Genomic DNA, 21795 nt, shown 5'->3' with positions numbered 1-21795 from the left:
GTGTGAAAGCGATTATTTTAGCAGCGGGCTTAGGAACTCGTCTACGCCCTATGACTGAAAATACACCAAAAGCTTTGGTTAAGGTTAATCAAAAACCCTTGGTAGAATACCAAATTGAGTTTTTGAAAGAGAGAGGAATTGATGAGATTATCATCGTTGTCGGTTACCTCAAAGAACAATTTGACTACCTAAAAGAAAAATATGGTGTCCGTTTAGTCTTTAACGACAAGTATGCTGATTACAATAACTTTTACTCACTTTATCTAGTAAAAGAAGATTTGGCTAACAGCTACGTCATCGATGCAGATAACTATCTTTTCAAAAATATGTTTCGAAACGATCTTAAACGTTCTACTTATTTTAGCGTTTATCGTGAAGACTGTACCAACGAGTGGTTCTTGGTTTACGGTGATGACTACAAGGTTCAAGACATTATTGTTGACAGCAAGGCTGGTCGCATTCTGAGCGGAGTATCATTCTGGGATGCACCAACTGCTGAGAAGATTGTTGGCTTTATTGACAAAGCTTACGAAAGTGGTGAATTTGTTGATCTCTACTGGGACAACATGGTTAAGGATAATATCAAAGAATTGGATGTCTATGTCGAAGAATTAGAAGGAAATAGCATCTATGAAATTGATAGTGTAAAAGATTACCATAAGTTAGAAGAGATTTTATCTACTATTAAGTAAGGAAAGAGAAGAAGGCTTGGGCCTTCTTTTTTTGTGTATTTTATAACAAGAATGTTTGATATTGATTGTATTCTTTAAATGAAACAAAAATTACAAAAAAATGAACAAAATAAAACAAAAATTATTGACAACGATTTCATATAGTGTTATACTTATTACATAAAAGATAATTGAAAGAAGGGAAAATGTTATGGGATTAGATCATTTCTTTGACAAAAACCTGGTGTTTTGCTTAGAAGCGGATAATCAAGAACAACTCTTTGATCAGGTAGCAAGCTTGTTGGAAGAACGAGAAATTGTAACTCCAACTTATCGTGAAGCCTTGATCACGCGTGAAAAGTCATTTCCAACTGGCTTAGATATGGAATTTCTAGGTAAGGACTTGCCAAATGTAGCGATTCCTCATACAGATATTGTTCATAATCTAGCTGAGAAAGTAGTGGTTGTTCGATTAGAAAAACCAGTAACTTTTCACAATATGATTGCTCCTGATAAGGAAGTAGAAGTATCCCTACTCTTCTTTATCATTAACAACTCAAGTTCAAGTCAAACAAATATTCTGGCTCAGTTGATGGACTTTTTCACAGGAAATGGACATCTGGAAGATTTATCAAAAATTTCCGAACCAGAAAAACTTTATGCTTATATTGCTGAAGCATCAGCTTAATCTTGTCTATTAAAATATAAAATCGGAGGAAATCCAAATGATTAAAATTCTTGCTGCCTGCGGTGCAGGTGTTAACTCAAGTCACCAAATTAAAAGTGCTCTAGAAGAAGAACTTTCAAACCGTGGTTATGACGTTCACTGTGATGCAGTCATGGTGAAAGATGTAAACGAAGACCTTATCAAGGGCTACGATATCTTTACACCAATCGCTGCAACTGACCTTGGTTTTGAACCAGGAATTCCAGTAATTGAAGCTGGACCAATCTTGTTCCGTATTCCTGCAATGAGCGCTCCAGTATTTGACAATATTGAAGCAGCTATCAAAGAACACGGACTAAGCTAATTTATTCTTTATCTTGTTAACATTCATATAACTAAAAAAACGGGAGGAACTATTATGGATGTCATTATCAATCTGGCCAACGATATCTTCAAACCTATCTTGGCTATGGGTGGCCCTATCATCATGCTGATCATTTTGACAGTATTGGCCCTACTTTTTGGAGTGAAATTCTCCAAAGCGCTTGAAGGTGGTATCAAGCTCGCCATCGCCCTTACTGGTATCGGTGCCATCATCGGTATGCTCAATGGAGCTTTCTCAGCATCACTTGCGAAATTCGTTGAAAACACTGGTATCCAATTGAACATCACCGACGTTGGTTGGGCACCACTTGCTACCATCACTTGGGGATCTGCTTGGACACTCTATTTCTTGCTTGTAATGTTGATTGTCAACGTTGTGATGCTTGCAATGAAGAAAACAGACACACTTGACGTTGATATCTTCGATATCTGGCACTTGTCAATCACTGGTCTTTTGATCAAATGGTACGCAGACAACAATGGAGTTAGCCAAGGGGTTTCACTTTTCATCGCAACTGCAGCAGTTGTCCTTGTAGGTATTTTGAAAATCATCAACTCTGACTTGATGAAACCAACATTCGACGACCTTCTTAACGCACCAAGTTCATCTCCAATGACTTCAACTCACATGAACTACATGATGAACCCAGTTATCATGGTTTTGGATAAGATTTTTGATAAAGTATTGCCTGGTCTTGATAAATACGACTTTGACGCTGCAAAATTGAACAAAAAAATCGGTTTCTGGGGATCTAAATTCTTCATCGGTTTCATTCTTGGTATCGTTATCGGTTTGATGGGAACTCCACATCCAGTTGCTGGAGTAGAAGAAGCGGCATCTTGGGAACTTGTTATTAAAGGTTGGTTGAGCCTTGGTTTGACTGCTGGTGTCTCCTTGGAGCTCTTCTCACTTATCGGATCTTGGTTCATTGCAGCCGTAGAACCACTTTCACAAGGTATTACAAACGTTGCTACTAAACGTCTTCAAGGACGTAAATTTAACATCGGTCTTGACTGGCCTTTCATCGCTGGTCGTGCTGAAATCTGGGCTTGTGCCAACGTACTTGCTCCTATCATGCTAGTAGAAGCTGTACTTCTTTCTAAAGTTGGAAATGGTATCTTGCCACTTGCAGGTATCATCGCAATGGGTGTAACTCCAGCTCTCTTGGTTGTTACTCGTGGTAAATTGCTCCGTATGATCATCTTCGGAACTCTCTTGTTGCCACTCTTCCTTCTTTCAGGTACACTTATTGCACCATTTGCAACTGAACTTGCTAAAGGTGTGGGTGCCTTCCCAGAAGGTGTGAGTCAAACTCAATTGATTACTCACTCAACTCTTGAAGGACCAATCGAAAAACTTCTTGGTTGGGCAATTGGTAATGCCACAACAGGTGATATTAAAGCAATCCTTGGCGCAGTAGTCTTCCTTGTATTCTATGTAGGTATCTTTGCTTGGTATAGAAAACAAATGATTAAACGTAATGAAGAATACGCAGCAAATGCTAAATAATTCGCTCCTATAAAATGTAAATTGTGAAAACTAGGTTGTCAGTTTCCTAATGGGGAGTGACAGCCTAGTTTTTTATAAACTATCAAGAAATCGGAGAAAATAATGGTAATTGAAATAAAATCAGAGCAATTGACGGTCCAATTTAAAACTTTTGGTGGTGCCTTGTCGTCTATTAAGGATCGGGATGGCGTTGAGTACTTGTGGCAAGGAGATGCCACCTATTGGAGTGGGCAAGCTCCAGTACTTTTTCCAATCTGTGGCTCTTTAAGAGAAGATACAGCCTTCTACAGTCACGGAGATGGAACGGAGACGAAAGGAAACATTCCTCGTCACGGTTTGGTCCGTAAAAAAGAATTTGAATTAGTTGATCAAACAGAAAACAGTGTAACCTTTGCTATCGAAGATGATGAGAATACTTATCAAAACTATCCTTATCATTTTCGACTTGAAATCACTTATAGGGTTACTGGCAAGACCGTTCGTACCCAATACAAAGTCTTTAATAAAGAAACTAGCAAAGTCATGCCATACTTTATTGGTGGACATCCAGGCTTTAATTGCCCTCTTCTAGATGGCGAAACTTATGAAGACTACTATTTAGAGTTTGAGAAAGAAGAGACTTGCTCTGTTCCGCGTCCATTCCCAGAAACAGGAATGTTAGACTTCCAAGATAGAAGTCCATGGTTGGATTCACAAAAGGAAGTGGATCTCAGTTACGATCTGTTTCGTGTTGATGCAGTGACTTTGGATGAGTTGCAATCTAGAACAATTGCCCTTCGTTCTCGTAAGAATGAGAAGGGATTAAAAGTACACTTCCAAGAGTTCTCAAATCTCATCATTTGGTCAACTTTGAATAAGGGACCTTTTATAGCGTTCGAACCATGGTCTGGCTTGTCAACGTCCCTTGAAGAAGGAGATCATCTAGAAGATCAGAAGAATGTTCGGCTCTTGGAACCCGGTCAAGTAGATCAAATTGGCTTTGATATTGAAATCTTTTAGATTAAAAAATAAAACACAAAAACAAACATTTGCTGTTGACTTTTTCTGAAAATAGGAGTATATTATGTTTGTAAACAACAAATGATGTTTATAACAAACAAATAATCACTTGTTATATTCTCTTTCGAGGAGAAAGTTTGTTTCTAGGAACTTGATTTCCTGGACTTGGATAAGGTGATATTCATCTCATTCAATCAAATTTGTCACTAAACTGCTAGAAAGTCTTTTGTAGGTAAACTGCTAACTATAAAAGTCTTTACTAGCCTAGAAAAACAAAAAGGAGTATACAATATGTCTATTGTTATCGGTGCAGATGCTGCAGGTTTGAGATTGAAAGAAGTTGTGAAAGACTTCTTGGAAAAAGAAAACTTCCACGTTGTGGATGTTACAGCTGAAGGTCAAGACTTTGTTGATGTGACTCTTGCTGTTGCTGCAGAAGTAAACAAAGAAGAACAAAACCTTGGTATCGTGATTGATGCTTATGGTGCTGGTCCATTCATGGTTGCAACTAAAATCAAAGGAATGGTTGCTGCTGAAGTTTCAGATGAACGTTCAGCCTATATGACTCGTGGACACAACAACTCACGTATGATCACTATGGGTGCACAACTTGTTGGTGATGAATTGGCTAAGAATATTGCTAAAGGTTTTGTTAACGGTAAATACGACGGTGGCCGTCACCAAATTCGTGTTGATATGTTGAACAAAATGTGCTAATTAGATTACAGTAAGAAAGGTAAGTTAAAAATGAGAATTGCAATTGGATGTGACCACATCGTAACAGATGAAAAAATGGCGGTTTCAGAATTTTTGAAATCAAAAGGATATGAAGTCATCGACTTTGGTACCTATGACCACACACGTACTCACTACCCAATCTTTGGTAAAAAAGTTGGTGAAGCCGTTACAAGCGGTCAAGCTGATCTTGGGGTATGTATCTGTGGTACTGGTGTTGGTATCAACAACGCTGTAAATAAAGTTCCAGGAGTTCGTTCTGCCTTGGTTCGTGATATGACAACAGCTCTTTATGCCAAAGAACAATTGAACGCCAACGTTATTGGTTTTGGTGGTAAAATCACTGGTGAATTGCTCATGTGTGATATCATTGAAGCTTTCATCAATGCTGAATACAAACCATCAAAAGAAAACAAAAAATTGATTGCGAAAATTGAGCACGTTGAAACTCACAATGCTCATCAAGCAGATGCAAACTTCTTTACAGAATTCCTTGAAAAATGGGATCGCGGTGAATACCACGACTAAGAGGTGACGCATGATTTTAACAGTCACAATGAATCCATCCATTGATATTTCTTATCCTTTGGATGAATTGAAAATTGATACTGTCAACCGTGTGGTGGACGTGACCAAGACAGCTGGTGGTAAAGGGCTCAATGTTACACGAGTTCTTTCAGAATTTGGTGATTCTGTTGCTGCTACCGGTTTGGTCGGTGGTAAACTTGGTGAGTTTTTAGTAGATCATATTGACGATAAAGTAACGAAACGTTTCTTCTCCATTCAAGGAGAGACTCGTAACTGTATCGCTATTCTACATGGTGACAACCAAACAGAAATTCTTGAGAAAGGGCCTGAAGTTCTGGAGCAAGAAGGTCAAGATTTCTTGGTTCATTTCGAGAATCTTCTCGACACTGTGGAAGTAGTTGCTATCTCGGGTAGTCTGCCAGCTGGTCTTCCAGTTGACTACTATGCAAGCTTAGTAGAACTTGCTAATCGCGCAGGAAAACCAGTTGTTCTGGATTGCTCAGGTGCTGCCCTTCAGGCGGTTCTTGAATCACCACATAAACCAACAGTTATTAAACCAAATAACGAAGAATTGTCTCAGCTTCTTGGGAAAGAAGTTTCTGAGGATTTGGATGAATTAAAAGAAGTTCTTCAAGAGCCTTTATTTGCAGGGATTGAGTGGATAATTGTTTCACTTGGTGCAAATGGTGCTTTTGCCAAACATGGTGATACTTTCTACAAGGTAGATATTCCTAGAATTCAGGTAGTCAACCCTGTCGGATCTGGAGATTCTACTGTTGCAGGTATTTCCTCAGGACTTCTTCGTAAGGAATCGGATGCAGAACTCCTCATCAAGGCAAATGTCCTTGGTATGCTCAATGCTCAAGAAAAGATGACAGGTCATGTCAATATGGCTAACTATCAAACTCTATATGATCAATTAACAGTAAAAGAGGTATAAAATGGCTTTAACAGAACAAAAACGTGCACGCTTAGAAAAACTTTCAGATGAAAATGGAATCATTTCAGCTCTTGCCTTTGACCAACGTGGTGCTTTGAAACGCCTCATGTCTCAATACCAAACAGAAGAGCCAACAGTGGCTCAAATGGAAGAACTTAAAGTATTGGTAGCAGATGAATTGACAAAATACGCTTCATCTATGCTTCTCGACCCTGAGTATGGTCTTCCAGCTACAAAAGCGCTTGATGCCAACGCCGGTCTTCTCCTTGCTTATGAGAAAACTGGCTACGACACAACAAGCACCAAACGCTTGCCAGACTGCTTGGATGTTTGGTCTGCCAAACGCATCAAAGAACAAGGCGCAGACGCTGTTAAGTTCTTGCTTTACTATGACGTAGACAGTTCTGACGAACTCAACCAAGAAAAACAAGCCTACATCGAACGTATCGGCTCTGAGTGTGTGGCAGAAGACATTCCATTCTTCCTTGAAATCTTGGCTTACGATGAAAAAATCGCTGATGCTGGCTCTGCAGAATACGCAAAAGTGAAACCACACAAGGTTATTGGTGCCATGAAAGTCTTCTCAGACCCACGCTTTAACATCGATGTCTTGAAAGTAGAAGTTCCAGTCAATATTAAATACGTTGAAGGCTTTGGTGATGGTGAAATCGTTCATACTCGCGAAGAAGCTGCAGCCTTCTTCAAAGCACAAGATGAAGCAACTAACTTGCCATACATCTACTTGAGTGCTGGTGTATCAGCTAAACTCTTCCAAGATACTCTTGTATTTGCCCATGAATCAGGTGCAAATTTCAATGGTGTTCTTTGTGGCCGTGCTACATGGGCTGGATCAGTTGAAGCTTACATCAAAGATGGTGAAGCAGCAGCTCGCGAATGGCTTCGCACAACTGGTTTTGAAAACATTGACGAACTCAACAAAGTTCTTCAAACAACAGCGACTTCATGGAAAGAACGCGTGTAAAATCTTCCTCCTAGTTTAGGAACATGAATCTAAAAAAATTTTTAAAAAAAGTTACATGTAAAGGTTTACAAAATAACTTACTTGTGTTATACTTGAATCACAAGTTAATACAAGGTGAGTGTTACTAAGTAATATTAGGCATGATCACAGGTGGATTAGAAATCAAAGGATTTTCTAGTTCATTTGTGGTCATTTTTTGTACTCATATACCTTTAAGATATAAAAGGAGGTTGACATGTATCGAATTCTAAATCCAATGAATCACAATGTTTCACTTGTCAGAAATGATAAAGGAGAAGAGGTGATTGTAATTGGTAAAGGGATTACATTTGGGAAGAAGAAGGGGGATTTGATTGCTGAACATCAGGTTGAGAAAATCTTTCGGATGAAGACCGAAGAGTCCAGAGAAAACTTTATGGCTCTTCTCAAAGATGTTCCGCTTGATTTTATCACAGTAACCTACGAGATCATTGATAATCTTTCTAAGAAATATCACTATCCGATTCAAGAATATCTCTATGTGACCTTGACAGATCATATTTACTGTTCCTATCAAGCTCTAACACAAGGAAGGTACAAGGATAGCAATCTACCAGATATTTCTACTAAGTATCCTGTCGCTTTTCAAATCGCAAACGAAGCTTTTAAAATCTATCGTCAGAAGTTGACAGATCATTTCCCTGAGGATGAAATTATTCGGATTGCTTATCATTTCATCAATGCCGAAGGTGAGAATGAAGTGGAAGTTGTTGAGTCGATTGATAAGAGGAAAGAAATTCTCAGGAATGTCGAAGAAGTGCTAAAAAGTTACGCTATTCAACGAACCAAAAAGAATAACCATTTCTATGATCGCTTTATGATTCATTTGAATTATTTCTTGGATTATTTAGACAGATCTAGAGATGATAACCAATCACTTCTGGATATGGAAGATCATATCAAACAATCCTATCCAAAGGCATTTGAGGTCGGCTCCAAGATTTATGATGTGATTACGCAACATACGGGTCTTGATTTGTATAAAAGTGAACGAGTTTATCTAGTTCTACATATCCAACGTTTATTGTCATAAAAATTTAATTAAAAATACATAAGGAGAATTCTATCATGAATAGAGAAGAAGTAACATTGTTAGGTTTTGAAATCGTAGCCTATGCTGGCGATGCTCGTTCAAAACTATTGGAAGCCTTGAAGGCTGCTGAGGCTGGCGATTTTGCGAAAGCAGATAGCTTAGTCGAGGAAGCTGGAGGCTGTATCGCCGAGGCTCATCACGCGCAAACAAGTCTATTGACCAAGGAAGCAGCTGGTGAGGATTTGGCTTATAGTGTGACCATGATGCATGGTCAGGATCACTTGATGACAACTATCTTGCTTAAAGATTTGATGCACCATTTAATCGAACTCTATAAGAGAGGAGTTAAGTAATGAACAAACTAATTTCTTTTATCGAGAAAGGGAAACCTTTCTTTGAAAAACTATCTCGTAATATCTACCTTCGTGCTATTCGTGATGGTTTCATTGCAGGTATGCCTGTTATTCTCTTCTCAAGTATCTTTATCTTGATTGCTTTTGTACCAAACTCATGGGGCTTTAAATGGTCTGATGATGTTGTTAATCTCCTCATGAAACCTTATAGCTATTCAATGGGGATTCTAGCTCTCTTGGTAGCTGGTACAACAGCTAAGTCATTGACCGACTCAGTAAACCGTAGCATGGAGAAAACCAATCAAATCAACTATATGTCAACATTGTTGGCAGCAATTGTTGGTTTGTTGATGTTGGCAGCTGATCCTATCGAAAATGGCCTAGCTACTGGATTCTTGGGGACAAAAGGTTTGCTTTCAGCCTTCCTAGCAGCTTTTGTAACTGTAGCCATCTATAAGGTCTGTGTTAAGAACAACGTCACTATTCGTATGCCTGACGAAGTTCCACCAAATATCTCACAAGTCTTTAAAGATGTGATTCCATTCACTCTATCAGTGGTTTCTCTTTATGCTCTTGATTTACTAGCTCGTCATTTTGTTGGTGCAAGTGTAGCAGAATCAATCGGTAAATTCTTTGCACCATTATTCTCAGCGGCTGATGGTTATCTAGGTATTACCATTATCTTTGGTGCCTTTGCCTTCTTCTGGTTTGTTGGTATCCACGGTCCTTCAATCGTCGAACCTGCTATCGCAGCTATTACCTATGCAAATGCCGAGGTCAACTTGAACCTTCTCCAACAAGGTATGCACGCTGACAAGATTCTTACTTCTGGTACACAAATGTTTATCGTTACCATGGGTGGTACGGGTGCGACACTGGTTGTTCCATTCATGTTCATGTGGTTGACCAAATCGAAACGAAACCGTGCAATCGGACGTGCGTCTGTTGTTCCAACATTCTTTGGAGTAAACGAACCAATTCTGTTTGGTGCACCGCTTGTCTTGAACCCAATCTTCTTTATTCCTTTCATCTTTGCGCCAATTGCCAACGTATGGATCTTTAAATTCTTCATTGAAACGCTTGGCATGAACTCATTTACAGCCAACCTTCCTTGGACAACACCAGGTCCGCTCGGTATTGTTCTCGGTACAAACTTCCAATTCTTGTCATTTGTACTTGCTGCTTTGTTAATCCTTGTTGACGTAGCCATTTACTATCCATTCCTCAAGGTTTATGATGAACAAATTCTTGAAGAAGAACGTTCAGGTAAAGCCAATGATGAATTGAAAGAAAAAGTAGCAGCAAACTTCAATACTGCAAAAGCAGATGCGATTCTTGAAAAAGCAGGTGTAGAAGCAGCGCAAAACACAATCACAGAAGAAACAAATGTTCTCGTTCTCTGTGCAGGAGGAGGTACAAGTGGTCTCCTTGCAAATGCTTTAAACAAAGCGGCAGCAGAATACAAGGTCCCTGTTAAAGCAGCAGCTGGTGGCTATGGTGCTCACCGTGAAATGTTGCCTGAGTTTGATCTGGTTATCCTTGCTCCTCAAGTTGCTTCAAACTTTGAAGACATGAAGGCCGAAACCGACAAACTTGGTATCAAACTTGCCAAGACAGAAGGTGGCCAATACATTAAATTGACTCGCGATGGAAAAGGCGCTCTTGCCTTTGTTCAAGCGCAGTTCGAAGAATAAAATGTAAATAGCGAAGAAGTGAGATGGAGGAACTCCTCCCAACTATACCCCCATCTCATTTCTATTTCTTGAAAGGTGAATCAAATGACAAAAACACTTCCAAAAGACTTTATTTTTGGCGGAGCAACAGCAGCCTACCAAGCAGAAGGTGCTACACATACTGATGGTAAAGGGCCAGTCGCCTGGGACAAATACCTCAAAGATAACTACTGGTACACTGCTGAACCAGCCAGTGATTTCTATCACAAATATCCAGTTGACCTCAAACTTGCAGAAGAGTATGGTGTCAATGGTATCCGTATTTCAATCGCTTGGTCACGTATCTTTCCAACTGGTTATGGGAAGGTTAATGACAAGGGGATTGAGTTCTATCATAATCTATTTGCAGAGTGCCACAAACGGCATGTTGAGCCCTTCGTGACCCTCCATCACTTTGATACACCAGAAGCACTTCATTCAAATGGAGACTTCTTAAACCGTGAAAACATTGAACACTTTGTAGACTACGCGGCTTTCTGTTTTGAAGAATTCCCAGAAGTAAACTATTGGACAACCTTTAATGAAATTGGGCCAATTGGTGATGGTCAATACTTGGTTGGGAAATTCCCTCCAGGTATTCAGTACGACCTTGCCAAAGTTTTCCAATCGCACCACAATATGATGGTTTCTCATGCGCGTGCAGTCAAGCTATATAAAGATAAAGGTTATAAAGGTGAAATTGGTGTGGTTCATGCCCTGCCTACTAAATATCCTCTAAATCCTGAAAATCAAGCAGATGTTCGCGCTACTGAGCTGGAAGATATCATCCACAATAAATTTATCTTGGATGCAACTTATCTTGGACGCTATTCAGATGAAACGATGGAAGGCGTCAACCATATTTTATCCGTCAATGGTGGTAGCTTAGATCTTCGTGAAGAAGATTTCATAGCATTAGAAGCAGCAAAAGACTTGAACGACTTCCTTGGAATCAACTACTATATGAGTGACTGGATGGAAGCCTTTGATGGCGAAACAGAAATCATTCATAACGGTAAGGGTGAAAAAGGAAGCTCTAAGTATCAGATTAAGGGAGTTGGACGTCGAGTGGCGCCTGACTATGTCCCACGTACGGACTGGGATTGGATTATCTATCCTCAAGGTTTGTATGATCAAATCATGCGCGTGAAGAAAGATTACCCAAATTACAAGAAAATCTACATCACAGAGAATGGTCTCGGATACAAAGATGAGTTTGTGGATGGGACAGTCTACGATGATGGACGGATTGATTATGTTAAGAAACATATGGAAGTGATTGCAGATGCAATCTCTGATGGAGCCAATGTCAAAGGATACTTTATCTGGTCTCTGATGGATGTCTTTTCTTGGTCAAATGGTTACGAAAAGCGTTACGGCCTCTTCTATGTTGATTTTGAAACCCAGGAGCGCTATCCAAAGAAATCGGCTCATTGGTACAAGAAACTAGCTGAGACACAACTTATTGATTAAAATTCAATAAAAATTCCCCGCCAAAAGGCAGGGGAATTTTTATGGTTTTGATAAAAGAATGGTTGTTTGTTTCGACAGATCTTCAAATGTCTCCTGACTCAGTTTGGAATCTGAAACGATGGTATCAATCTCTGAGATATTGTAGAAAGTGTAAAAATCAAACTTATTAAACTTGCTGTGGTCTGCGAGTAAGTATTTTTTATTGGCATTGTTCAAGGCGATTCGTTGAACCTCGCCCTCTTCTTCACTGAAAGTAGCAATAGCTTTATCCTTGATACCATTACAGCTCACAAAAGCCTTAGAAAACTGAAGGTTGGTCAAATCCTGCAAGGTAAGTGTCCCTACAAAAGCACCAGTGATGGAGCGATAGTTTCCACCAATCAAAATCAAATCTGTTAGTTTTCGTTCGTTTAGGATGAGAAAAACAGGAAGACTGTTTGTTACAACACGAATATTATCAATTGGAAGTTCACGGGCAAAAGATTCCAAGGTTGTTCCTGGCCCGATAAAAATAGTTTCACCTTCGTCAATCAAATGACCAGCAAAACGGCTAATTTCTTGTTTTTCAGCAATCTGCAAGCCTTGTTTTTCAACGTTTGAGCGTTCGTTGTTTAAGAGAGAACCTGTACGAAGTTTTTCAGCGCCACCGTGCACACGAACCAGCAAATCCTTATCTGCCAATTCTTGTAAGTAGCGACGAGCTGTCATATCTGACACATCAAGACTCTCCATAATCTCTTTTACAGTAATAGTGCCTTTTGTGTTTACTGCTTCTAGAATACTATCTAGTTTTTCTTGCTTTAGCATCCTTATCACCTCGATTTCTACTATTATTATCTTACCATAAAAAGCTCAATCAATCAAATAGAAAAAAACAAAATAAAACAAAAACAAAAATATCATGGTTGTTTTAAACAAACCATGATATTTTGAATGATTAGCCAAATTAGTCTAAACCGTAGTTGTAATCCTCGTCTTGCATGGCTTCAACTTCACCAAGGAGGTAACCATTTCCGACTTGAGAGAAGAAGTCGTGGTTAGAAGTTCCTGTTGAAATACCGTTCATGACGATAGGATTGACATCATCAGCCGAATCTGGGAAGAGTGGATCTTGTCCTAGGTTCATAAGAGCTTTATTGGCATTGTAACGAAGGAAGGTTTTAACTTCCTCAGTCCAACCAACACCGTCATAGAGGCTTTCTGTATAGCCCTCTTCGTTCTCGTAGAGAGTGTAGAGCAGGTCGTACATCCATTCTTTGAGCTTTTCTTGCTCTTCTTCAGGCAATTCGTTGAAACCAAGTTGGAATTTGTAACCAATATAAGTTCCGTGAACAGACTCATCACGAATGATCAGTTTGATGATTTCTGCAACGTTGGCTAGTTTGTTGTTACCAAGATAGTAAAGCGGTGTAAAGAAACCAGAGTAGAAGAGGAAGGTTTCAAGGAAGACGCTGGCAACCTTCTTTTCAAGTGGGCTACCATTGAGATAGATTTCATTGATAATTTCCGCTTTTCTTTGTAAGTAGGGGTTAGTGTTGGTCCATTCAAAGATTTCTTCGATTTCAGCCTTGGTGTTTAAGGTAGAGAAGATAGAAGAATAGGATTTTGCGTGGACAGATTCCATAAACTGGATGTTGTTAAAAACAGCTTCCTCATGCGGTGTACGGATGTCTGAACGAAGAGCCTGAACCCCTGTTTCAGATTGCATGGTATCCAAAAGGGTCAAACCACCAAAGACTTTTCCAACCAAGTCTTTTTCTTTGTTTGATAGTTTTCTCCAGTCGTCTAGGTCATTTGACAAGGGGATACGCGTATCGAGCCAGAATTGCTCTGTCAGTTTTTCCCAAGTTGATTTGTCGATGACATCTTCGATGGCATTCCAGTTAATGGCTTTGTAGTAAGTTTCCATTTGAAATCTCTTTCTGTATGTAATAATGCGATTGTCAAATCATCTCTATTTTATCATAGTCTGAGAAGAGTATCGCACAAAAAGTCGGAAGCCCGACTTTTTAGTTTTTCATAGTATTTAAGATACTTATCAAGTTTTTTCTGGTGGGTAACTTAATCAGTAGTCTGAGAAAATGTGGTTGCCTCAGATAAAAATTAAATCACACAGCTTTCACATTGGTTAGCACCGACTTCTCCACCGTCGTCTGTAAAGGTACGGACGTAGTAGATAGACTTGATTCCCTTGTTAAAGGCATAGTTACGAAGGATTGACAGGTCACGTGTCGTTTGTTTGTTTTCCTTCTTCCATTCGTAAAGACCTTTTGGAATGTCGCTACGCATGAAGAGAGTGAGCGAAAGCCCTTGATCTACGTGCTCAGTTGCAGCCGCGTAAACATCAATCACCTTACGCATATCCATGTCATAAGCAGAAGTGTAGTAAGGGATAGTGTCTGTTGACAAGCCTGCGGCAGGGTAGTAGATCTTACCAATTTTCTTCTCTTGGCGTTCTTCGATACGTTGTGTAATAGGATGGATAGAAGCAGAAACGTCGTTGATGTAGCTGATAGAACCATTTGGAGCAACAGCTAGACGGTTTTGATGGTAAAGTCCATCTGCTTGAACCTTTTCTCGAAGTTCAGCCCAGTCAGTAGCGCTTGGAATAAAGACATCTTTAAAGAGCTCTTTGACACGGTCTGATTTTGGAACAAATTCGCCTGTCACATACTTGTCGAAGTAGCTTCCGTTAGCATAGTCTGATTTTTCAAAGTTGTGGAAGGTGATACCACGTTCACGCGCGATGTTATTAGATTCTACCAAGGTCCAGTAGTTCATAAGCATAAAGTAGATGCTTGTAAATTCAACTGACTCAGCTGATCCATATTCGATCAGTTGTTGGGCAAGGTAACTGTGAAGTCCCATTGCACCAAGCCCAAAGGTGTGGGCCAAGCTATTTCCGTGGTCGATAGTAGGAACAGCTACGATGTGTGAACTATCTGTAACGAAAGTAAGGGCACGAACCATAGCGCGGATAGAACGACCAAAGTCAGGTGACGTCATCATGTTGACCACGTTGGTTGAACCAAGGTTACATGAAACGTCCGTTCCCATTTGAAGGAATTCTTGAGCATCGTTGATCAAGCTTGGTTCTTGAACTTGAAGAATCTCGGAACACAAGTTACTCATGATAATCTTTCCATCGACAGGATTTGCACGGTTAGCCGTATCAATGTTGACGACATAAGGGTAACCAGATTCTTGTTGCAATTTAGAGATTTCAGTTTCCAAATCACGCGCCTTGATTTTTGTCTTGCGGATGTTTGGATTTGCGACCAATTCATCGTATTTTTCAGTGATGTCGATGTAGTTGAACGGTACACCGTACTCAAGCTCTACAGAGTAAGGGCTAAAGAGATACATTTCTTCATTTTTACGAGCTAATTCGTAGAATTTATCGGGCACCACAACACCGAGTGAAAGGGTCTTTACACGAACTTTTTCATCAGCATTTTCTTTCTTAGTGGAAAGGAAGGCGATGATATCTGGGTGAAAGACATTGAGGTAGACAACCCCAGCACCTTGACGCTGACCCAATTGGTTAGAGTAGGAGAAACTGTCTTCGAAGAGTTTCATAACTGGTACGACACCAGAAGCAGCACCTTCATAACCTTTGATAGGTGCGCCAGCTTCACGAAGGTTGCTGAGGGAAATTCCCACACCACCACCGATACGTGAAAGTTGGAGAGCTGAGTTGATAGAACGGCCGATAGAGTTCATATCATCAGTTACTTGGATTAAGAAGCAAGATACCAACTCCCCACGACGCGCACGACCAGCATTCAAGAAGGAAGGAGTAGCAGGTTGGTAGCGTTGGTGGATGATTTCATTGGCAATATCAGTCGCAATCGCCTCATCCCCGTCTGCAAAATAAAGTGCGTTAAAGAAGACACGGTCTTCCATGCTTTCAAGATAGTATTCCCCATCGTTAGTCTTCAAGGCATATTGATTGTAAAACTTATAGGCAGCCATGAAAGACTTGAATTGGAAATTTTGATCTTTAATAAATTGAGACAATTCTTCCAAGAATTCTGGGCGGTATTTCTTGATAAATGCTGTTTCAATGTAATTGTGTTCAATGAGGTAGTTGATTTTATCAGTGGTTGAATCAAAAACCATAGTGTTTGGAACTACATTTTCTTTAAAGAAGGCACCCAAGGCCTCTTTATCTTTATGAAGCATGATTTGTCCATTAACAGGACGGTTGATTTCGTTATTGAGACGGAAGTAGGTCACGTCCTCAAGATGTTTTAATCCCATAAAATTTCCCTTATCTAATTACAAAAGAAAGGCTTCTAAGTTAGCCCTAGAAGCAGTTTCTTCTGGATGATGTACTAAGATTATGCTAACTGTTTTAGTTTTCCTGGTTGGAAACCTGAAAAAACTTCAGTTGGTGTTTGGATAACAGGAGCAGCGCTGAAACCGAGCTCTTTAACTTGATCGATGTACTCTGGTTGCTCGTCGAGATTGATCTCACGATAAGCGACATTGTTGCTGTCCAAGAAACGCTTGGTCATCTTACATTGGACACAGTTGTTTTTAGAATAAACGGTTACCATTTTCGTAACTCCTCTTTCAAAATTGATTACTTTCTTAGTATATCAGAAAAAAAAACTTTGTCAAACTTTTTAAACTAAATCTTGTGCTAAAAAGTTACAGTTTCAAAAACAAAGCACAAGATATAGTGTTTTGTCAGAGTGTAAAATTGGGTTTTCATTGAACTATCAAAGTTTATCAAAACAAAAAAACTATATACTGTATATTGGTAAGACAAATAGAAGATTTTCAGCAAGTTATCTGAAAGGAAATAGAAGAAAGTCCATAAAACACTTGAAAAATAATCTAGAAGGTGATATAATACAGTCTTGTAAGGGTTATCACATATAATCCAAAAAAGAAATAACTAAAGGAGAGTCAAACTATGGCTTCTAAAGATTTCCACGTAGTGGCAGAAACAGGTATTCACGCACGTCCAGCAACATTGTTGGTTCAAACAGCTAGCAAATTTGCTTCAGATATCACTCTTGAATACAAAGGTAAATCAGTAAACCTTAAATCTATCATGGGTGTTATGAGTCTTGGTGTTGGCCAAGGTGCTGACGTTACAATTTCAGCTGAAGGTGCAGATGCTGACGACGCAATCGCTGCTATCACTGAAACTATGGAAAAAGAAGGATTGGCATAAGGAAAATGACAGAAATGCTTAAAGGAATCGCAGCATCTGACGGTGTTGCAGTTGCAAAAGCATATCTACTCGTTCAACCGGATTTGTCATTTGAGACTATTACAGTCGAAGATACAAACGCAGAAGAAGCTCGCCTTGATGCCGCTCTACAGGCATCACAAGACGAGCTTTCTGTTATTCGCGAGAAAGCAGTAGGTACGCTCGGTGAAGAAGCAGCTCAAGTTTTTGACGCTCACTTAATGGTTCTTGCTGACCCTGAAATGATCAGCCAAATCAAGGAAACAATCCGTGCGAAGAAAGTGAATGCAGAAGCAGGTCTGAAAGAAGTAACAGACATGTTTATCACTATCTTTGAAGGTATGGAAGACAACCCATACATGCAAGAACGCGCAGCGGATATCCGCGACGTGACAAAACGTGTATTGGCAAATCTCCTTGGTAAAAAATTGCCAAACCCAGCTTCTATCAATGAAGAAGTAATCGTGATTGCGCATGACTTGACTCCTTCAGATACAGCTCAATTGGACAAAAACTTTGTAAAAGCTTTTGTAACCAACATTGGTGGACGTACAAGCCACTCAGCTATCATGGCGCGTACGCTTGAAATTGCAGCAGTATTGGGTACAAACAACATCACTGAAATCGTTAAAGACGGTGATATTCTTGCCGTTAACGGTATCACAGGTGAGGTTATTATCAACCCAACTGATGAGCAAGCAGCTGAATTCAAGGCTGCTGGTGAAGCTTATGCGAAGCAAAAAGCTGAATGGGCGCTCTTGAAAGACGCTAAAACAGTAACTGCTGATGGTAAACACTTTGAATTGGCTGCCAACATCGGTACTCCAAAAGACGTTGAAGGTGTCAATGACAATGGTGCAGAAGCTGTTGGTCTTTACCGTACAGAGTTCTTGTACATGGATTCTCAAGACTTCCCAACAGAAGACGAGCAGTACGAAGCTTACAAGGCTGTACTTGAAGGAATGAACGGTAAACCTGTTGTCGTTCGTACAATGGATATCGGTGGGGATAAGGAGCTTCCTTACTTCGATATGCCTCACGAAATGAACCCATTCCTTGGATTCCGTGCCCTTCGTATCTCTATTTCTGAAACTGGAGATGCTATGTTCCGCACACAAATCCGTGCCCTTCTTCGTGCGTCTGTTCACGGTCAATTGCGTATCATGTTCCCAATGGTTGCGCTCTTGAAAGAATTCCGTGCAGCGAAAGCAGTCTTTGACGAAGAAAAAGCAAACCTTCTTGCTGAAGGTGTTGCAGTTGCGGATAATATCCAAGTTGGTATCATGATCGAAATCCCAGCAGCAGCAATGCTTGCAGACCAATTTGCTAAAGAAGTTGACTTCTTCTCAATTGGTACAAACGACTTGATCCAATACACAATGGCAGCAGACCGTATGAACGAACAAGTTTCATACCTTTACCAACCATACAACCCATCAATCCTACGTTTGATTAACAACGTTATTAAAGCAGCTCATGCTGAAGGTAAATGGGCTGGTATGTGTGGTGAGATGGCTGGTGACCAACAAGCTGTTCCACTTCTTGTAGGAATGGGCTTGGATGAGTTCTCTATGTCAGCAACATCAGTACTTCGTACACGTAGCTTGATGAAGAAACTCGATACAGCTAAGATGGAAGAGTACGCAAACCGTGCCCTTACAGAATGCTCAACAATGGAAGAAGTTCTTGAACTTCAAAAAGAATACGTTAATTTTGATTAATCGAAAAGTCCTTGCAACCCAGTTGCAGGGATTTTTTTTAAGAACTTTCAAGAAAATCTTTCTTATATAAACTCCATTCTAGAGAAAGTAGTGGGGCAGAATAAAAAAATACTTAACCGGTTCATAAAATTCTTGACAAGTTGCAAATTTAGGAGTAAACTATTAACCAGTTAAGTAATAGAGAGGAGTTTCTGCAATTTAGAAATGAATTGTAACTAGAAATATCAAAAAGAAAGTGAGTTTCGATGAAAATTAATAAAAAATACCTAGCTGGTTCTGCGGCGGCTTTAATTTTAAGTGTCTGTTCTTACGAGTTGGGACTGTATCAAGCCAGAACAGTCAAAGAAAATAATCGTGTTTCCTATATAGATGGAAAACAGGCTGCGCAAAAAACAGAGAATCTGACTCCTGATGAAGTCAGCAAGAAAGAAGGCATCAATGCGGAGCAAATCGTTATCAAGATAACAGACCAAGGCTATGTCACTTCACATGGCGACCACTATCATTATTACAATGGGAAGGTCCCTTATGATGCTATCATCAGTGAAGAGTTGCTGATGAAGGATCCAAACTACCAGCTCAAGGACGAGGATATTGTCAGTGAAATCAAGGGCGGTTATGTTATCAAGGTAGATGGAAAATACTATGTTTACCTTAAGGATGCAGCCCATGCGGATAATGTCCGTACAAAAGAAGAAATCAATCGACAAAAACAAGAACATAGTCAGTATCGTGAAGGAGGGACTTCAGCAAATGATGGCGCGGTAGCCTTGGCACGTTCACAGGGACGCTACACCACAGATGATGGTTACATCTTTAATGCATCCGATATCATTGAAGATACTGGTGATGCTTATATCGTTCCTCATGGCGACCATTACCATTATATTCCTAAGAGTGAGTTATCAGCCAGCGAATTGGCTGCTGCAGAAGCCTTTCTATCTGGTAGAAGTGGCCAATCAAATACGCCTACTTATCGCCGTAGCAATAACAACAGTGCTAGCAGCGATGTAGATAGATGGACCCTATCCTATAATAACCAAGGTAGTGGCTATACGAATACGAACACAGCTAACAACAGTAGCGACGATAGCCAAGCAAGTCAAAGTGATGAGAATATTGATGGCCTTCTGAAACAACTTTATGCCTTGCCACTTAGTCAACGACACGTGGAATCAGATGGACTAGTCTTTGATCCAGCGCAGATTACAAGAAAAACTGCGAATGGTGTTGCAGTGCCACACGGAGATCATTATCACTTCATCCCTTATTCTCAAATGTCTGACTTAGAGCAGAAGATTGCGAGAATGATTTCTGTAAAAGGACAAAATAACGGAAACAACAGGCCAGTAAATACTCAAAAGCCAACAAACAGTACAGTTGAGCATACATTTTTAGGAAATTCAATTAAGGCTTATGGTAAAGGTCTGGATGGCAAACCATACGATACTAGTGATGGATATGTATTCAGTAAAGATTCTATCTATTCAGTTGATAAATCAGGCATTATAGCAAGACATGGAAATCATTTCCATTATGTGGGATTTGGAGAGTTAGAACAGTTCGAATTAGATGAAGTTAGCAAGTGGATGAAGGAAAAAGGCCAACCTAATGAGAGTGTTATTCCTTCAGAGAATATGGATAACAAAGAAAAACCAAAATTTGATTCAAAAAAAGTGACTGGTAAAGTGACTAAAGATGGTAAAGTAGGCTATGTTCTTAAAGAGAACGGAAAAGAATACTTCTACTCTCGAGATGAACTTGATCTTACTCAAATTGCTTTTTCTGAACAAGAACTCATGCTTAAGGATCGAGATCATTATCGTTATGATATAGTAGACACAGGGATCAAACCGAGATTAGCTGTAGATGTCTCAAGTTTGCCGATGCATGCAGCGAATACTACCTATGATACTGGAAGTTCATTCATTATTCCACACATTGATCATATTCATGTTGTGCCTTACTCATGGTTAGAGCCCGATCAAATTGCGACTATTAAATATGTCATGCAACACCCTGAGGTTCGTCCTGAAGTTTGGTCTAAGCCGGGTCACGAGGATTCAGGTTCCGTTATTGCTAATGTGACTCCTCTTGAAAAACGCGCTGGAATGCAGAATTGGCAAATTATCCATTCTGCTGAAGAAGTTCAGAAAGCTCTAGCAGAAGGTCGATTTGCAACTCCAGATGGTTATATTTTTGATCCGAAAGATGTATTGGCAAAAGAAACTTTTGTATGGGAGGACAAATCATTTAGTATTCCAAGAGCTGGAGGTGGTTCATTGAGAAGTATCACTAAATCCGACTTATCAGAAGTAGAATGGAAACAAGCGCAGGACTTAATAGCCAAAAGAATGAAAGAAAAGGAATCTAAAACTGAAACGTCTACGCGTCCTAATGAAGAATTAAAACCTGATTCAAACAATACTGAAAACAGTGATAAGAATAAGACTACTGTAGATAAAACTGAGGAGCAACCGAAGAAAAATATAGGGGAGAATGAGACTGGTACAACCAACGAAATTCCTTCAAAAAATAAAGAAATTTCCAAAGAAGAAAATGATGATGATTTACCAGATTATGGGTTAGATAAAGTAACTTTAAATGAACATATAGAAAAGTTAGCGAAAATTGCCCAAATTGATCCTAAGTTTCTAATCTTTCAACCAGAAGGGGTTCAGTTTTACAATAAAAACGGTGAATTAGTGATGTATGACATTAAGACACTAAAACAAATAAAACCTTAAAAGATTTTTATTTGTTATAATCTATTCGAAAGGATATTGTTCTATTTTTGATAGAATAATGTCCTTTTCTTTGTTAAAAAAGCTGGGGGTTACTG

The 21795-nt window shown here is 39.6% G+C and carries 20 protein-coding genes; 16 read left to right on the top strand and 4 right to left on the bottom strand.

From position 1 onward, the window contains the following. Nucleotides 1-2: 2 nt before the first annotated feature. The 13 genes from B7723_RS05535 to lacG all read left to right on the top strand — a co-directional run bounded on the left by B7723_RS05535 (nucleotide 3) and on the right by lacG (nucleotide 12026). Nucleotides 3-692, top strand: a complete 690-nt coding sequence (locus tag B7723_RS05535; RefSeq protein WP_000643951.1) for a sugar phosphate nucleotidyltransferase — start codon at nucleotides 3-5, stop codon at nucleotides 690-692. 190 nt (nucleotides 693-882) lie between these two features. Then, nucleotides 883-1359: a PTS sugar transporter subunit IIA gene (locus B7723_RS05530; protein ID WP_162279213.1), complete on the top strand. Its 477-nt coding sequence runs from the start codon at nucleotides 883-885 to the stop codon at nucleotides 1357-1359. A gap of 37 nt (nucleotides 1360-1396) precedes the next feature. Next, nucleotides 1397-1702 (top strand): PTS sugar transporter subunit IIB, encoded by a 306-nt coding sequence (locus B7723_RS05525; protein WP_000590551.1) that lies wholly within the window; start codon nucleotides 1397-1399, stop codon nucleotides 1700-1702. A 54-nt stretch (nucleotides 1703-1756) separates the two neighbouring features. After that, nucleotides 1757-3232 carry a PTS galactitol transporter subunit IIC gene (locus B7723_RS05520; RefSeq protein ID WP_000382525.1) on the top strand — a complete coding sequence of 492 codons (1476 nt, stop codon included), beginning with the start codon at nucleotides 1757-1759 and terminating at the stop codon, nucleotides 3230-3232. A 102-nt stretch (nucleotides 3233-3334) separates the two neighbouring features. Beyond that, nucleotides 3335-4231: an aldose 1-epimerase family protein gene (locus tag B7723_RS05515; protein WP_084849616.1), complete on the top strand. Its 897-nt coding sequence runs from the start codon at nucleotides 3335-3337 to the stop codon at nucleotides 4229-4231. A 291-nt stretch (nucleotides 4232-4522) separates the two neighbouring features. Beyond that, the gene (lacA, locus tag B7723_RS05510; RefSeq protein WP_000029277.1) at nucleotides 4523-4948 is read left to right on the top strand and encodes a galactose-6-phosphate isomerase subunit LacA; all 426 of its coding nucleotides are present in this window, start codon (nucleotides 4523-4525) and stop codon (nucleotides 4946-4948) included. A 30-nt stretch (nucleotides 4949-4978) separates the two neighbouring features. Continuing rightward, nucleotides 4979-5494, top strand: a complete 516-nt coding sequence (gene lacB, locus B7723_RS05505) for a galactose-6-phosphate isomerase subunit LacB (protein ID WP_084849617.1) — start codon at nucleotides 4979-4981, stop codon at nucleotides 5492-5494. Nucleotides 5495-5504: 10 nt separating this feature from the next. Next, the gene (locus tag B7723_RS05500; protein WP_084849618.1) at nucleotides 5505-6434 is read left to right on the top strand and encodes a tagatose-6-phosphate kinase; all 930 of its coding nucleotides are present in this window, start codon (nucleotides 5505-5507) and stop codon (nucleotides 6432-6434) included. A gap of 1 nt (nucleotide 6435) precedes the next feature. Further along, a complete protein-coding gene (gene lacD / locus B7723_RS05495; RefSeq protein ID WP_084849619.1) occupies nucleotides 6436-7416 on the top strand; it encodes a tagatose-bisphosphate aldolase in 981 nt (326 codons plus the stop codon). A 235-nt stretch (nucleotides 7417-7651) separates the two neighbouring features. Beyond that, nucleotides 7652-8488: a PRD domain-containing protein gene (locus tag B7723_RS05490; RefSeq protein ID WP_084849620.1), complete on the top strand. Its 837-nt coding sequence runs from the start codon at nucleotides 7652-7654 to the stop codon at nucleotides 8486-8488. Nucleotides 8489-8523: 35 nt separating this feature from the next. After that, a complete protein-coding gene (locus B7723_RS05485) occupies nucleotides 8524-8841 on the top strand; it encodes a PTS lactose/cellobiose transporter subunit IIA (RefSeq protein ID WP_001078319.1) in 318 nt (105 codons plus the stop codon). Next, nucleotides 8841-10535 carry a lactose-specific PTS transporter subunit EIIC gene (locus tag B7723_RS05480; protein WP_070567861.1) on the top strand — a complete coding sequence of 565 codons (1695 nt, stop codon included), beginning with the start codon at nucleotides 8841-8843 and terminating at the stop codon, nucleotides 10533-10535. The genes B7723_RS05485 and B7723_RS05480 overlap by 1 nt, the downstream gene beginning before the upstream one ends. Nucleotides 10536-10619: 84 nt before the next feature. Then, a complete protein-coding gene (gene lacG / locus B7723_RS05475; RefSeq protein ID WP_084849621.1) occupies nucleotides 10620-12026 on the top strand; it encodes a 6-phospho-beta-galactosidase in 1407 nt (468 codons plus the stop codon). A 39-nt stretch (nucleotides 12027-12065) separates the two neighbouring features. On the opposite strand, the gene B7723_RS05470 is transcribed toward lacG, so the two are convergent. The 4 genes from B7723_RS05470 to nrdH form a co-directional block, all read right to left on the bottom strand. Further along, a complete protein-coding gene (locus B7723_RS05470) occupies nucleotides 12066-12833 on the bottom strand; it encodes a DeoR/GlpR family DNA-binding transcription regulator (RefSeq protein WP_084849622.1) in 768 nt (255 codons plus the stop codon). Nucleotides 12834-12972: 139 nt separating this feature from the next. Then, nucleotides 12973-13935 carry a class 1b ribonucleoside-diphosphate reductase subunit beta gene (nrdF, locus tag B7723_RS05465; RefSeq protein WP_000451378.1) on the bottom strand — a complete coding sequence of 321 codons (963 nt, stop codon included), beginning with the start codon at nucleotides 13933-13935 and terminating at the stop codon, nucleotides 12973-12975. A 194-nt stretch (nucleotides 13936-14129) separates the two neighbouring features. Continuing rightward, on the bottom strand, nucleotides 14130-16289 hold the full coding sequence (nrdE, locus tag B7723_RS05460) for a class 1b ribonucleoside-diphosphate reductase subunit alpha (RefSeq protein WP_084849623.1): 2160 nt from the start codon (nucleotides 16287-16289) through the stop codon (nucleotides 14130-14132). A gap of 80 nt (nucleotides 16290-16369) precedes the next feature. After that, a complete protein-coding gene (gene nrdH / locus B7723_RS05455) occupies nucleotides 16370-16588 on the bottom strand; it encodes a glutaredoxin-like protein NrdH (protein ID WP_000259240.1) in 219 nt (72 codons plus the stop codon). A 362-nt stretch (nucleotides 16589-16950) separates the two neighbouring features. Here nrdH and B7723_RS05450 point away from each other — a divergent pair, with 362 nt between their 5' ends. The 3 genes from B7723_RS05450 (at nucleotide 16951) to B7723_RS05440 (ending at nucleotide 21700) form a co-directional block, all read left to right on the top strand. After that, nucleotides 16951-17214 carry a phosphocarrier protein HPr gene (locus B7723_RS05450; protein WP_000146948.1) on the top strand — a complete coding sequence of 88 codons (264 nt, stop codon included), beginning with the start codon at nucleotides 16951-16953 and terminating at the stop codon, nucleotides 17212-17214. A gap of 5 nt (nucleotides 17215-17219) precedes the next feature. Continuing rightward, the gene (gene ptsP, locus B7723_RS05445; protein WP_000138129.1) at nucleotides 17220-18953 is read left to right on the top strand and encodes a phosphoenolpyruvate--protein phosphotransferase; all 1734 of its coding nucleotides are present in this window, start codon (nucleotides 17220-17222) and stop codon (nucleotides 18951-18953) included. A gap of 245 nt (nucleotides 18954-19198) precedes the next feature. Continuing rightward, nucleotides 19199-21700 carry a pneumococcal-type histidine triad protein gene (locus B7723_RS05440; RefSeq protein WP_084849624.1) on the top strand — a complete coding sequence of 834 codons (2502 nt, stop codon included), beginning with the start codon at nucleotides 19199-19201 and terminating at the stop codon, nucleotides 21698-21700. Nucleotides 21701-21795 lie beyond the last annotated feature (95 nt).

This window comes from Streptococcus oralis subsp. oralis (genome assembly GCF_002096435.1).
Lineage (GTDB): Bacteria > Bacillota > Bacilli > Lactobacillales > Streptococcaceae > Streptococcus > Streptococcus oralis_AA.
The sequence above is the reverse complement of the archived record's forward strand: the minus strand, read 5'-3'. Positions and strand labels throughout refer to the sequence as shown.